This is a genomic window from Marinobacter sp. HL-58 (assembly GCF_001314605.1).
Classification (GTDB): Bacteria; Pseudomonadota; Gammaproteobacteria; order Pseudomonadales; family Oleiphilaceae; genus Marinobacter.
In genome coordinates this window covers 1-12,618 of record NZ_LIHP01000007.1, presented here as the reverse complement: position 1 = coordinate 12,618, position 12,618 = coordinate 1, and the positions used below count along the sequence as shown (strand labels likewise).

Here is a 12,618-nt window from a genome sequence, read left to right as displayed (position 1 = left end):
GACGGCGACCCCGAAGGGGTGAGGGCCGCAGGCCCGAATAATCCTCCCAGCCGCGCCATATCAAACAAAGAACCCCGCCAACGAGCGGGGTTTTTTGTTCAGTTACCACATCAAATCATCCGGAATCTCATAACCCGCATAAGGGTCATCGTCGCCTTGATCATCACTTTTCCGGTCATGCAGTACCACAACGGCGCTCTCATCCCGCTCCATGATCTTCCTTGCCACACCCTCTGCAACAATCTCATAGGTATCGTTGACGAAAACAATGGCCAGCCGGCCACGTGACAACTGGTCCACCATGGTGTCGTCCACAAAGATCTTCTTGATCTTCCTGTCATGCACGAACTGATAGGAAGTCTCACCCCGGGAGCGGTCAAGGCGATTGGTTTCCACCAGTTGCCGGATCTGGGCCTGAATGGCTTTTTTCTCGGCTTCTTTCTGGCGCTGAAGGTTCAGCTGCCGGTCCCGCTCGGCTTTTTCCTCCCGTGCCTGACGGGCGCGGATCTCCGCTTCGTTGACCTCTACGGTGCCTTTGGGTTGCTGCTTCCGTTTTTTATGTTTCTCATTGCGAATGGCTTTGGCCTTTTTTTCATCGGCCAGGCCGGCCTTTAACAGCTGATCCTGTAGTGATGGCATTCAATGCTCCGTGACAGTTTGCTATTTCTGGTAAACTGCACCCAGTATACGCCCGGAATGCTCCCGGTCGAACCCGTCCCCTTTTGTAATCTCCAGGATTTTATATGCCGTCATTCAGTCAGCTGGGTCTTTCCCGACCAATGCTCGATAACCTGTCGAGGCTTGGCTTTGAGAACCCGACACCCATCCAGGCCGGGGCCTTGCCCCATGGGATGCAGGGCCGCGACCTGATTGCGATGGCCCAGACCGGCAGCGGCAAGACTGCGGCTTTCGGTATTCCGCTGGTGGAAAAGCTTCACCCCCGGCGGTTTGTTGTGCAGGGGCTTGTGCTGTGTCCCACCCGAGAGCTGGCGGACCAGGTAGCCAAATCCCTCCGAGACCTGGCAGTTGCCCGGGATAACGTGAAAATACTTTCCCTGTGCGGCGGTGTGTCCATCGGCCCGCAGATTGGCTCTCTCAGCCATGGCGCCCATATAGTCGTAGGAACGCCCGGCCGGATTCAGGATCACCTGAGAAAGGGAACCTTGAAACTGGATCAGCTTGCAACCCTGGTGTTGGACGAGGCCGACCGGATGCTGGATATGGGCTTTCAGGAAGCCGTGGAAGACATCATCGCCCAGGCGCCGACAAAACGGCAGACGCTGATGTTTTCAGCCACCTGGCCGGAAAATATCCGCAAACTGAGTGAGCAATACCAGAACAGCCCGGTGGATGTGCGGATTGATAGCCAGGCCATTGAATCCGACATTGCCGAGCGATTTTACGAGATTGGCCCCGGACAGCAGGTTCAGGCTCTTGCGGCATTGCTGTCGCTACACCAGCCGGCCTCCTGCATTGCGTTCTGCACCCGAAAACAACAGTGCGATGAGGTGGCCACCGAGCTGAACGGCCTCGGATTTGCGGCATTGCCCCTGCACGGTGACCTGGAACAGCGGGACCGGGACAGCGTTCTGGTGCGTTTTGGCAACCAGAGTTGCTCTGTGCTCGTGGCAACCGATGTCGCTGCGCGAGGGCTTGATATCAAGTCCCTGCCGCTGGTGGTCAACGTTGAACCTGCCCGTGATCCGGAAGTTCATACCCACAGGGTTGGAAGGACCGGGCGTGCGGGGGAGCAGGGGCTGGCAGTAACCTTCTGCACACCGTCTCAGGCTCATAAAATCAACCGGCTGGAAGCGGAGCGCAAGCAGGCCGTGGAATGGGGTAGTACCGCAGACCTGCTGGCCACGCCGTTGAGGCCATCTGCCCCGGCGATGAAAACCCTCTGCATTGCCGGTGGGCGGAAGGACAAGGTCAGGCCGGGTGATGTTCTTGGCGCGCTTACCGGTGAGGCAGGGCTTCCCGGTAAGGTTGTGGGCAAGATCGATCTGTTTGATTTTCAGTGTTTTGTTGCGGTTGAGAAGGAATCAGCGGCTACGGCCCTGAAAAGGCTGGAACAAGGTCGCATCAAGGGGCGGAAAATGCGTGTACGCTATGCATGAATGAGAATTATTTTTACCTGCCCGAAGCCCGTCAGTATGGGCCAGGGTGCTCGGAAACCACCTATTGAAACCTGCAATTAGGTTGCTCAGTGGCGTGGAAAACGGTAAATTACGCGGGATTTTGCTCCCCGAATTGCCATGGCCCAGGGTGCAGTCCCCCGATGGGCCGGTATATCGGGAAAATCATCAACTCAATACAGGTAGCTATTCGTTATGAATGAGCTGATGTCACAAGCCATCGAACTGATGGTCGCAGGCATGGGGTTTGTTTTCGCATTCCTGATCATATTGGTGTTTGCAACCCTGCTCATGTCAAAGCTGGTACTCCGGTTTGGCCCGGCCGAACCCGAACCCGCTGCTCCGACCCGCAAATCACGTGCAAAGCCTTCAGCGCCTTTGTCAGTTGATCCTGACACCGCTGAAGCGATTAAAAAAGCGATTGCACAATACCGGTCACGCCACAAGAAGTGACCTGGCAGACAGATTAGAACCTTTAAACAGAAGGCTGACACGATGACTGACACAAAGAAACCGCTGGGGATTACGGACGTTATTCTGCGTGACGCCCACCAGTCCCTGCTGGCCACCCGCATGCGGCTTGACGATATGCTGCCCATTGCCGAGAAGCTGGACAAAGTTGGCTTCTGGTCTCTGGAATCCTGGGGTGGAGCTACCTTTGACTCCTGCATCCGTTATCTTGGCGAAGATCCCTGGGAGCGTATCCGGGAACTGAAAAAAGCCATGCCCAATACGCCGCAGCAAATGCTTCTGCGCGGTCAGAACCTGCTGGGCTACCGGCATTACGCGGATGACGTGGTGGACCGTTTCTGCGAGCGTGCCGCTGAGAATGGCGTTGATGTGTTCCGTATTTTCGATGCCATGAACGATCCCCGTAACCTGGATCGCGCTATCAAGGCCGTTCGCAAGACCGGCAAGCATGCCCAGGGCACGATCGCCTATACCACCAGCCCGGTGCACACCATCGAAATGTGGGTAGAGCTGGCGAAGGAAGTGGCGGACATGGGCGCGGACTCCATCGCCATCAAGGACATGGCGGGTATTCTCAAGCCTTATGTTGCTTTTGATCTGGTCAGCCGTCTGAAAAAAGAGCTGGATATTCCGATCCACATGCAGTGCCACGCTACAACCGGCATGTCGACCGCAACCGCCATCAAGGCTGCGGAAGCCGGTATCGACAACGTGGATACCGCCATTTCCTCGATGAGTATGACCTATGGTCATTCGCCCACCGAAGCAGTGGTAGCGATTCTTCAGGGAACCGAGCGTGACACTGGCCTTGACCTGAACCTGCTTGAAGAGATCGCCAGTTACTTCCGTGAAGTTCGCAAGAAGTACGCGAGATTTGAAGGCAGCCTCAGAGGCACCGATTCCCGTATCCTGATTGCTCAGGTGCCGGGTGGCATGCTGACCAACATGGAAAACCAGCTGAAAGAACAGAATGCGGCCGACAAATTCGACCAGGTTCTCGATGAAATCCCCAAGGTACGTGAAGACCTGGGCTTTATCCCGCTGGTAACACCGACTTCCCAGATCGTGGGTACCCAGGCGGTGCTGAACGTACTGACCGGTGAGCGTTACAAGTCCATCTCCAAGGAAACCTCCGCCATTCTCAAGGGTGAGTACGGTGCTGCACCGGCGCCCATGAACAAGGAGCTTCAGGAGCGCGTTCTCGACGGAAAAGAGCCGGTTACCTGCCGTCCAGCCGACCTGATCGAGCCGGAAATGGATAAGTTGACCGAAGAGCTTCGGAACATTGCGAAAGAGAAGGACATCAAGCTGGCCGAGCAGGAAGTGGACGACGTTCTCACTTACGCGCTGTTCCCGCAGATTGGCCTGAAGTTCCTCGAGAACCGTGGCAATCCGGACGCATTCGAGCCGGTTCCCACTGCCGAAAGCGCCGCTCCGGCCAAGAAAGCCGAAGGTCCTGAAACGTATACCGTTGAAGTCAATGGCAAGAAGTTTGTGGTGGCGGTTTCCGAAGGCGGTGAAATCACCCAGATTCAGGGTGAGGGTGGTGCTGCTTCCGCACCCGCAACCTCTTCGTCCGAACCGGCGCCTGCCGCTGGCGAGGGTGAGCCTGTGCTTGCACCGCTGGGAGGTAACATCTTCAAGGTCCTGGTTTCTCCGGGGGACGCCGTTGAAGAAGGCGATGTGCTGATTATCCTCGAAGCCATGAAAATGGAAACCGAGGTTCGCGCACCCAAGGCCGGTACCATCGGCGAAGTCTTCATCAAGGTCGGTGATGCCGTCTCCGTTGATGATGAAATGCTGACAATCGCATAAGGGCCAGCATTCCATGGAAAAATTATTGACACTCTGGACAGGCAGTGGCCTGTTCAATATCGAGCCAGGTCAGGTGGTGATGATCATCGTCGGGCTGGTGCTTCTCTATCTTGCGATTCGCAAGAAGTTTGAGCCATTGCTGCTGGTGCCCATCGGGTTCGGTGGCATCCTGGCGAACATTCCGGAGGCAGGGCTGGCCCTGTCTGCGGCCGAGAACGCTATTCACTTTGCGAAACCGGAGGTGCTGGCTGCTCTGGCCGGTGCGCTGGATGTGAGTTATCAGGCCGGACAGGCCGTCACGCCGGAAGTGAAAGAGGCTTTCAAACAAGCCTTCATGGAAGCGAGCTACTCGACGGTTTCCGAGGCCAATGCCATTGCGTCGGATAACGGCTATGGCAATGGCATGATGTACAACTTCTACACCATTGTTATCGGCAGTACGGTCGGACCGCTGCTGATCTTCATGGGTGTAGGCGCAATGACAGACTTCGGACCGTTGCTGGCGAACCCCAAAACGCTGCTGCTTGGTGCTGCGGCCCAGTTTGGTATCTTTGGTACCGTTCTCGGTGCGGCCCTGCTGGACTGGATGGGCATTCTGGACTTCACGATCCTGGAAGCAGCGGCGATTGGTATCATCGGTGGTGCGGATGGCCCAACCTCCATTTATGTTTCCACCGTTCTGGCGCCGCATCTTCTTGGTGCGATTGCTGTCTCGGCCTATGCCTACATGGCTCTGGTGCCGATGATCCAGCCGCCGATCATGAAAGCGCTGACAACCCAGAAAGAGCGGGCCATCAAGATGTCCCAGCTGCGTCCGGTTAGCAAAAAGGAAAAGATTGTTTTCCCGATTGTTGTCCTGATTGCGGTTGCCCTGTTCCTGCCGGATGCGGCTCCGCTGCTGGGCATGTTCTGCTTCGGTAACCTGATGCGCGAGTGTGGTGTGGTTGAGCGCCTGAGTGATACGGCCCAGAATGCGCTGATTAACATCGTAACCATTTTCCTCGGGTTGTCGGTTGGTTCCAAGCTGGTGGCGGACAAGTTCCTGGATGCTCAGACGCTGGGTATCCTGGGTCTCGGCATTGTGGCTTTTGGTATTGGTACCGCTACGGGCGTTCTGATGGCGAAGCTGATGAATGCATTCGTGAAGGAGCCTATCAATCCACTGATCGGTTCTGCCGGGGTGTCTGCGGTGCCAATGGCAGCGCGGGTATCCAACAAGGTGGGCCTGGAGGCCAACCCGCAGAACTTCCTGCTGATGCACGCCATGGGCCCGAACGTGGCTGGCGTTATCGGCTCTGCGGTGGCTGCGGGTGTAATGATCAAGCTTCTGGGCTGATTGTTTCACTCGGTTGAGCTAAGGAGACCCCGCTTTTTGCGGGGTTTTCTTGTTTTGTAGCCTGCTGGTTTGGGTGGAGGCACCATTGCGGAGGCCCTTTCCAGGAAACGCTACGAGCACATCCATGTGCGCTTGACTCCGGCCGTCCATGGCCGGAGACATTCCTGGAAAGGGCCTCCGCAATGGCGCTTCAAGCTTCACAGTTATCGCTCAACGCGTCTTTTCACCCGTAGGTCGGATTAGGCAAAGCCGTAATCCGACAAACTAACGAAAATCCCGCGAACCAACCGGCAACGCCTCAATCAAATGGCTCAAATCCGACAACCGCCCCGCCATCACATGAACAATATCCCCCTCACGCTCCAATACCCCCTTCACATGTAACAACCGCGCCGTTATCAACGGTTTGCGCTGCCGTCGTGCTGTTTCCAGCCACACCACCACATTCACGTTGCCGGTTTCGTCTTCCAGGGTAACGAAAGTGACGCCGGAGGCGGAGCCGGGGCGTTGGCGGCCGGTGACCAGGCCGGCGACCTGGACGGGGATGCCGGCTTTGGTGGTTTTGAGCTGTTCGGCGCTGAGGCAGAATTTGAGGTGGCCCTGCTCCCGCAGCAGGGCCAGGGGGTGGCGTTGCAGGGTCAGGCCCTGGCTGGCGTAGTCGGCGAGGACGTTCTGGCCTTCGGTGGGTTCTGGCAGTTGCACGCAGGTGTTATCCGGCAGGTATTCCGCGCTGCTTTCGGCGGCAAAGAGTTCGGCCGGTTGCTCGTGGCCGAGTAGCTGCCAGTAGGCCTGATGGCGGTTGGCGGTGAAGTCCGGCATGGCGTTGGCGCCGGCCAGCAGTTCCATGTCCCGCTGGTTCAGGCCTGCCAGTTGTCGCAGTTCGCTGGCGGAGCGGTAGCCCTGTGGTGGACGATGCCGGCAAAGGCGTTCGGCACCGCTGGTGGAGAGCCCCTGTATCAGCCTCAGGCCCAGGCGCAGGTGGCGGCCGGGGCTGGTTAAGGTGTGGTCCCACTGGCTGCGATTGACGTCCGGCGGCAGCACGGTGACGTTATGGCGGCGGGCGTCCTGGACCAGTTGAGAGGGGGAATAGAAGCCCATGGGCTGGCTGTTGAGCAGGGCGCAATAAAAGGCAGCCGGATAGTGGCGTTTGATCCAGGAGGACACGTACACCAGCAGTGCAAAGCTGGCAGCATGGGATTCCGGAAAACCATAGCCACCGAAGCCGCAGATTTGCTGGTATAGCCGTTCGGCAAAGTCGGCATCATGCCCCCGCTCCAGCATGCCGTTGATAAGCTTGTCCCGGAACGGGGTCAGGTCGCCGTGGGATTTCCAGGCAGCCATGGCCCGGCGGAGCTGGTCGGCTTCCCCGGCAGAGAAGCCAGCTGCGACCATGGCCAGTTTGATGACCTGTTCCTGGAAAATAGGTACCCCCAGGGTGCGCTCAAGGACCTTGCGCACGGCGTCGTTGGGATAATCGACCGGTTCAAGCCCGTGTTTGCGGCGCAAGTAGGGATGAACCATGTCACCCTGGATGGGGCCGGGGCGGACGATGGCCACTTCGATCACCAGGTCGTAATACGTTTCCGGTTTCAGACGCGGGAGCATGTTGATCTGGGCGCGGGATTCCACCTGGAAAACGCCGATGCTGTCGCCTTTCTGGAGCATGGCATAGGTAGCCGGGTCTTCCTGGGGGATATCCGGCATGGTGAAAAGTGAGCCTTTCTCCTCGCTGATCAGCTCCAGGGCCTTACGGATAGCCGTGAGCATGCCCAGGGCCAGTACATCTACCTTCATAAGGCCCAGGCTTTCCAGGTCGTCCTTGTCCCACTGGATGACGGTGCGTTCTGCCATGGCGGCGTTTTCCACCGGTACCAGTTCGGCCAGTGGGCCGGCGCTGATAACAAAGCCGCCCACATGCTGGGACAGATGGCGCGGGAAGCCGAGCAGGGTATTTACCAGGGTGAAGAACTGGTCGGCCACTTTCGGGTTGCGGGTCAGGTGCTTGTCGAGAATCTGCTGGCGCCAGTCAGTGGCCTTGTCCCGCCAGTCGATGCCTTCCAGTAACTGCTCCACCATGGCCGGATCAAAGCCCAGGGCCTTGCCAACATCACGAATGGCACTGCGTGGACGGTAACGGATCACGGTGGCAGCCAGGGCTGCCCGTTCGCGGCTGTAGCGCCGGTAGATGTACTGGATGACTTCTTCCCGCCGTTCATGCTCGAAATCCACATCAATATCAGGTGGTTCATTGCGGTCTTTGGAGATAAAGCGCTCGAACAGCAACTCCACCCGAGCCGGATTGACCTCGGTGATACCCAGGCAATAACACACCGCGGAGTTGGCCGCGGAGCCACGGCCCTGGCAGAGGATGCCCCTGCTGCGGGCAAAAGCGACAATGTCGTGGATCGTCAGGAAGTAATGCTCGTATTTCATTTCTGAAATCAGGGCCAGCTCCTTGCGAATCAGCCCCTGGACGCTTAATGGCGTGCCTTCGGGGTAGCGCCTGCGTTCGCCCTCGCGGGTCAGACGTTTCAGGTAGGCGGCCGGCGATTCGTTTTCCGGGACAAGATCAGGCGGGTATTCGTAACGCAGGCTGCCGGGCTCGAAGGTGCATTGTTGTGCAATGGCCAGGGTTTCCCGGAGCCAGGCTTCCGGATACAGGCGCTGCAAGACCTTTAATGGCCGCAGATAGCGCTCTCCGTTCTGGAACAGGCAGTGGCCGGCGTTTTCCAGGCTGGTATGGTTGCGCAGGGCGGTAAGTACATCCTGCAGGGGCTGGCGATCCCGGTTGTGCATGTGGATCTCGCCGGTGGCGGTCACCGGGCAGCGCAAGTGGTCGGCCAGCCATCGCACACGGGCCAGTTGCCGTTGCTCTCCGGCTTCAAGGGTGCGAGCTGCGGCTATCCACAGGCTGCGGTCAAACAAACGCTGTAGCCATTCGCCGCAGGCCAGAGCCTGATCTGCATCCGCTTCGCCGGGGCAGGGAGGCAGCCAGAGGCACAGGCAGTCATCCAGAGAGTGGGTTTCGATATCCCGGACGAATAACCGGTACCGGCCTTTTTCTGCCCGCCGGCGGCCGGTGGTGATCAGCTGGCAGAGTTGGCCATAGCCCTTGCGGGTGCGGGCCAGGAGAACAAAGCGGGGGCCTACTGGCCCGGACGGCGCATCTTCGAGCTCAAACCAGCTGCCGGTGATCAGCTTTACCGGGCTGTCTTTCAGTGCCGCCCAGGCCCGGGGGATGCCGGCTACGGAACAGGCATCGGTAATTGCCAGGGCGGTATAGCCCAGCCTGTCAGCCTGTTCCGCCAGCTCATGGGGGTGAGAGGCCCCGGTCAGAAAGGTGAAATTGCTGAAGCAGAATAATTCGGCATAAGTACCCTCGCTCATCAGCCAAACCACCCATGTACAAACCAGCCACCCCCTATATCCCTGAATACCCAGGCAAGCTGGCCGGAGGCCAACTGGGCGATGTAATAATCCCTGTGCACCCGTTGGCCATCCCACCAGCCACCACTGATGCGTTCCGGCCCTGAAAGCCACACAGGCGGAGTTTCAGTAAGTGCTTGCGGGCCTTTCAGCAACCATAACGGGCGACGGGGCAGCCGGGAGTGATCCTGAACCCAGGGCTTATGCCTGGCCAGCACGTCAGAGGCCAGCCATGACCGCTCAGGCCGGTGATCTGCCTGTGGTGATAACTGCCGCAATGCATTCTCACCAAGCCTTGCCTGCAGACGACTGATCAGGGTCTGCCAGGCTTCGTTCAGATCTTGTGTTTCGCCCAGAAGATCCTGGCCGGTGGCCGCCTCCCTTCCCAGGAACCGTTTGACCAGGAGTACCAGTGAGGTCACCGGAGCTTTTAACGGATGTTGTTCCAGCCGTAAACGGATCAGATCCAGGAAGGCATCAGCCCGGTGTTCCGGCCCCGAGGTGCGAATCCGCAGGCGGGTAGGTTCCTGGTGACGGTGCCGCAGGACCAGTGACAGGCTGTCGGTATCCTGTTGTCGCCAGCACAGGTCTTCCTCCAGTTCGGAGAGGATGCGTTGCAGGGGAAACAGCAGGCCCTGGGAATGCTCGATTTCCTGCACAAAATCTGCCTGCTGTCGAAAATAATGAGGTGGTTGCCAGGGTGTTTGTGGGTCAGCCCGGTTACCCTGGATTTTCTGGACATGGGCCAGGGTTTCCGGCGACAGACGGCGGGCCAGTTCGTTGGATGGCAATGCAAGCACTTCTCCAAAGGTATTCAGACCAATCCGCTGCAGCCGGATACGGGTTTTATCGTCAAACTCTGCAGCCAACAGCGACATCTGCCCCAGCGTGCGCAGGATATGGCCTTTATCGGCCGTGCATTCGCCTTTACCCGTGCGGGCAATCAGCCGGGCAGCCAGTGGCGTGTGACCGACGGCAACCCAGGCATTCAGCTGGCGCTCGTTCAGGCCCTGTTCCACGGTTTGCCAGACGGCCGACAACCCGCCATAAAGCCGTTGCAGGCTGCCTACTTCTGCCAGCAGGCCATCCGGCGGTACCAGTACAATATGAGCTGCATAGCGATACAGCCAGCGAGCCTGGTCTTCCAGTATCCGGGCTTCCTGCTGATGGTCCGCCCTTACCATGCCCAGCTCCGGAATCAGGCTGATGGCGGTTTTCAGGCGCATGCCAGCCTGCACACCCTGGGCACGGGCTTCTGGGCAGGCCTGGATTACCTTCTGCCCGGAGCCCTCCACAACCACCAGGGCTCCGTGGTTTTCACGGGAGCGGCGGATATGGTCCAGCAACAGGTGAGGGAAGTGCAGATACAGCCAGAGCATGGTGCGCCTTACCGACTCTGGTCGGCCCAGGGGCCCTGAACCACGCGGGGTGATTCCCGGAAGGCCAGGTCTGCCCGCTGGTTCATGGCAAGTGAGCAGCATTGCCCGGGCCAGCTACCGCGACGCTTCAGCACGTTTACCTTGAGATCCTGATGCTCTCCCGGTGCCAGTGCCAGGCGTAGCGCTGCCGGGGAATTCTGCTCGGCGTAACGGCGTTCGCGGAACAGGACACACACATTGCTGCCGGCTTCGGCCGCCAGTTGCAGGCGCCGAATTTCCCGGGCGGCCAGTTTTCCAGGCCAGGCCATTACCAGCCCGGTTACCGGCGAGCGGAGGCAGTTTTCCAGTGTCCACAGAAAGTCGCCTTCGTCTTCCGTATTGATCAGCACCACCTGGTTCAGATTGACGCCTTCCCGGGCAAGGGCGGGTGCGTAGGGCGTATGGGGTGGATTCAGCCAGAATACGGTTTTACCTTCAGCACACACCCGCTGCATGAGTGGCAGCAGCAAATGCAGTTCCCCAATACCTGGTGCATCCAGCAGGCACTCGCTCAGGGCGCCCCGTGGCCAACCCAGGCCTCCGAGCTGATTGTCCAGAACCTGGTAGCCGGTTGGCTCGGCAGGTTGTGTGGTGCGGGTTTGCCGATGCCCCTGCCAGACACGGGCGTCCTGCATCAGTGTGTTCAGAAGCTCACTCATGATGAAAATTCTCAATATACTGTTTAAATATACAGTATTCTGAAAGGCAGGTGATTTCAAGCGCCGGGTTGATAATCCGGGTAAGGAAACCCACGCTTGTAGAACAGCCATCAACCATGGAGGTTGAAATGAGTGAGTTGACGAAACAGAGCTGCGAAGCCTGCAGGGCAGACGCTCCGAAGGTTACTGATGACGAAAAACAGGCTTTGGGCAAAGAGGTGCCAGAGTGGCAGGTTGTTGAACTGGACGGAGAAGAGCAGCTGCAGCGAGTGTTCAAGCTCAAGAACTTCGCCCAGGCCCAGGCATTCACCAACAAAGTTGGCGACCTGGCCGAAGCCGAGAATCACCACCCCGCCATCTTGCTGGAATACGGCAAAGTGACGGTACGCTGGTGGACCCACAAGATCGGTGGCCTGCATAAAAATGACTACATCATGGCGGCACGCACTGATGCAGCCTATGAAGAGATGCAGTAATTCAACACCCCAATCAGGAAAGCTGGAAGGCATCGTCTACGGGGCTGCGCACCCCGAAACCGCCTTTGCGAACGACATGGGTATAGATTTCCGTGGTCCGGATGTCTGTGTGGCCCAGCAATTTCTGGATCGTCCGGATGTCGTACCCGGCTTCCAGCAAGCGGGTGGCAAAGCTGTGCCGGAATGTGTGGCTGTTTGCGGGCTTGCGAGCCGCTTCGTAATTGAGACCTTCCAGGGGAGTGGACTTCCCCCGGTGTAGTGGACACACCTAGCCTATGATTGGACTTCTACTGGACGCCCTTGTCAGAGCGCCGTTTATTGCTAACTACATGGAGAAAGTTGTCACAGGCCTGCTGGTGCTCGTAGGCATCATTCATCTTCTACCCGTTTCCGGGGTTCTGGGCGTGGAGCGGCTGGCCGCTTTGTATGGCGTTTCCCTGGGGGAGCCCAATATCGAAATCTTGATGCGCCACCGGGCTATCCTGTTCGGGCTTCTCGGTCTGTTCCTAGTGTATGCAGCGTTCCAGCCATCCTTACAAACATTGGCTATTGTCGCGGGCCTCGTCAGCGTTGTGTCCTTCATCGCGATTGCGTGGTCAGTTGGCGGGTACAATGAGTCCGTTCGCAAGGTCGTCATCGCAGACATTATCGCCATCGTCGCGCTCATTGCTGCAGGGGTAATCCGTGTCGTCGGCCGCAACCAAATTTAACAAGGCCATTAAGTCTGTTCCGGGCCGATGGCCCTCCACGGGACGCCCTTGTCAGGGCGCCCCTTATGGCTGGCGTGTGTGCCGGGCATGGCACAGAACTAGGGAGGTGAAAGTCCTCCTGCCAGGTGTCCGCAGAGCCGAAGGCTAGGAGAAGGGCAAGGGCGTCATCGCG

The 12,618-nt window shown here is 58.4% G+C and carries 11 protein-coding genes; 6 read left to right on the top strand and 5 right to left on the bottom strand.

Annotated features, from left to right (window positions below):
- Window positions 1-102 precede the first annotated feature (102 nt).
- Entirely contained in the window at window positions 103-639 is a 537-nt protein-coding gene (locus HLUCCO03_RS06240) for a DUF2058 domain-containing protein (protein ID WP_027831691.1), read from the bottom strand.
- A gap of 104 nt (window positions 640-743) precedes the next feature.
- On the opposite strand from HLUCCO03_RS06240, the gene dbpA reads away from it, so the two are divergent.
- The 4 genes from dbpA (at window position 744) to HLUCCO03_RS06220 (ending at window position 5,757) form a co-directional block, all read left to right on the top strand.
- Window positions 744-2,117: an ATP-dependent RNA helicase DbpA gene (gene dbpA, locus HLUCCO03_RS06235; protein WP_027831692.1), complete on the top strand. Its 1,374-nt coding sequence runs from the start codon at window positions 744-746 to the stop codon at window positions 2,115-2,117.
- A 213-nt stretch (window positions 2,118-2,330) separates the two neighbouring features.
- Window positions 2,331-2,588, top strand: coding sequence for an OadG family protein (locus tag HLUCCO03_RS06230; protein WP_027831693.1), 258 nt, complete (start codon window positions 2,331-2,333; stop codon window positions 2,586-2,588).
- A gap of 42 nt (window positions 2,589-2,630) precedes the next feature.
- Entirely contained in the window at window positions 2,631-4,421 is a 1,791-nt protein-coding gene (oadA, locus tag HLUCCO03_RS06225) for a sodium-extruding oxaloacetate decarboxylase subunit alpha (RefSeq protein ID WP_027831694.1), read from the top strand.
- A gap of 13 nt (window positions 4,422-4,434) precedes the next feature.
- Entirely contained in the window at window positions 4,435-5,757 is a 1,323-nt protein-coding gene (locus HLUCCO03_RS06220) for a sodium ion-translocating decarboxylase subunit beta (RefSeq protein ID WP_027831695.1), read from the top strand.
- A 264-nt stretch (window positions 5,758-6,021) separates the two neighbouring features.
- Here the strand turns inward: HLUCCO03_RS06220 and HLUCCO03_RS06215 are convergent, their stop codons facing one another.
- From HLUCCO03_RS06215 to imuA, 3 genes are read right to left on the bottom strand one after another with little or no spacing between them, the layout of a single operon-like run.
- Complete coding sequence (locus HLUCCO03_RS06215; RefSeq protein ID WP_027831696.1) at window positions 6,022-9,144, bottom strand: error-prone DNA polymerase; 3,123 nt, start codon at window positions 9,142-9,144, stop codon at window positions 6,022-6,024.
- Window positions 9,144-10,562: a DNA polymerase Y family protein gene (locus HLUCCO03_RS06210; RefSeq protein ID WP_027831697.1), complete on the bottom strand. Its 1,419-nt coding sequence runs from the start codon at window positions 10,560-10,562 to the stop codon at window positions 9,144-9,146. Before HLUCCO03_RS06210 ends, HLUCCO03_RS06215 begins: the two co-directional genes overlap by 1 nt.
- 8 nt (window positions 10,563-10,570) lie before the next feature.
- The gene (gene imuA, locus HLUCCO03_RS06205) at window positions 10,571-11,260 is read right to left on the bottom strand and encodes a translesion DNA synthesis-associated protein ImuA (RefSeq protein WP_027831698.1); all 690 of its coding nucleotides are present in this window, start codon (window positions 11,258-11,260) and stop codon (window positions 10,571-10,573) included.
- Window positions 11,261-11,388: 128 nt separating this feature from the next.
- On the opposite strand from imuA, the gene HLUCCO03_RS06200 reads away from it, so the two are divergent.
- The gene (locus HLUCCO03_RS06200) at window positions 11,389-11,736 is read left to right on the top strand and encodes a 4a-hydroxytetrahydrobiopterin dehydratase (RefSeq protein ID WP_027831699.1); all 348 of its coding nucleotides are present in this window, start codon (window positions 11,389-11,391) and stop codon (window positions 11,734-11,736) included.
- Window positions 11,737-11,749: 13 nt separating this feature from the next.
- Here HLUCCO03_RS06200 and HLUCCO03_RS06195 read toward each other — a convergent pair whose 3' ends face one another.
- Complete coding sequence (locus tag HLUCCO03_RS06195; protein WP_292016637.1) at window positions 11,750-12,004, bottom strand: tyrosine-type recombinase/integrase; 255 nt, start codon at window positions 12,002-12,004, stop codon at window positions 11,750-11,752.
- 7 nt (window positions 12,005-12,011) lie between these two features.
- Here HLUCCO03_RS06195 and HLUCCO03_RS06190 point away from each other — a divergent pair, with 7 nt between their 5' ends.
- On the top strand, window positions 12,012-12,446 hold the full coding sequence (locus tag HLUCCO03_RS06190; protein WP_292016636.1) for a phosphopantetheine adenylyltransferase: 435 nt from the start codon (window positions 12,012-12,014) through the stop codon (window positions 12,444-12,446).
- The last annotated feature ends 172 nt before the right edge of the window (window positions 12,447-12,618 follow it).

Excerpts from the sequence above, each read along its gene's own strand:
- HLUCCO03_RS06240 (WP_027831691.1), bottom strand. The coding sequence starts at position 639 with ATGCCATCACTACAGGATCAGCTGTTAAAGGCCGGCCTGGCCGATGAA.
- dbpA (WP_027831692.1), top strand. The coding sequence starts at position 744 with ATGCCGTCATTCAGTCAGCTGGGTCTTTCCCGACCAATGCTCGATAAC.
- HLUCCO03_RS06230 (WP_027831693.1), top strand. The coding sequence starts at position 2,331 with ATGAATGAGCTGATGTCACAAGCCATCGAACTGATGGTCGCAGGCATG.
- oadA (WP_027831694.1), top strand. The coding sequence starts at position 2,631 with ATGACTGACACAAAGAAACCGCTGGGGATTACGGACGTTATTCTGCGT.
- HLUCCO03_RS06220 (WP_027831695.1), top strand. The coding sequence starts at position 4,435 with ATGGAAAAATTATTGACACTCTGGACAGGCAGTGGCCTGTTCAATATC.
- HLUCCO03_RS06215 (WP_027831696.1), bottom strand. The coding sequence starts at position 9,144 with ATGAGCGAGGGTACTTATGCCGAATTATTCTGCTTCAGCAATTTCACC.
- HLUCCO03_RS06210 (WP_027831697.1), bottom strand. The coding sequence starts at position 10,562 with ATGCTCTGGCTGTATCTGCACTTCCCTCACCTGTTGCTGGACCATATC.
- imuA (WP_027831698.1), bottom strand. The coding sequence starts at position 11,260 with ATGAGTGAGCTTCTGAACACACTGATGCAGGACGCCCGTGTCTGGCAG.
- HLUCCO03_RS06200 (WP_027831699.1), top strand. The coding sequence starts at position 11,389 with ATGAGTGAGTTGACGAAACAGAGCTGCGAAGCCTGCAGGGCAGACGCT.
- HLUCCO03_RS06190 (WP_292016636.1), top strand. The coding sequence starts at position 12,012 with ATGATTGGACTTCTACTGGACGCCCTTGTCAGAGCGCCGTTTATTGCT.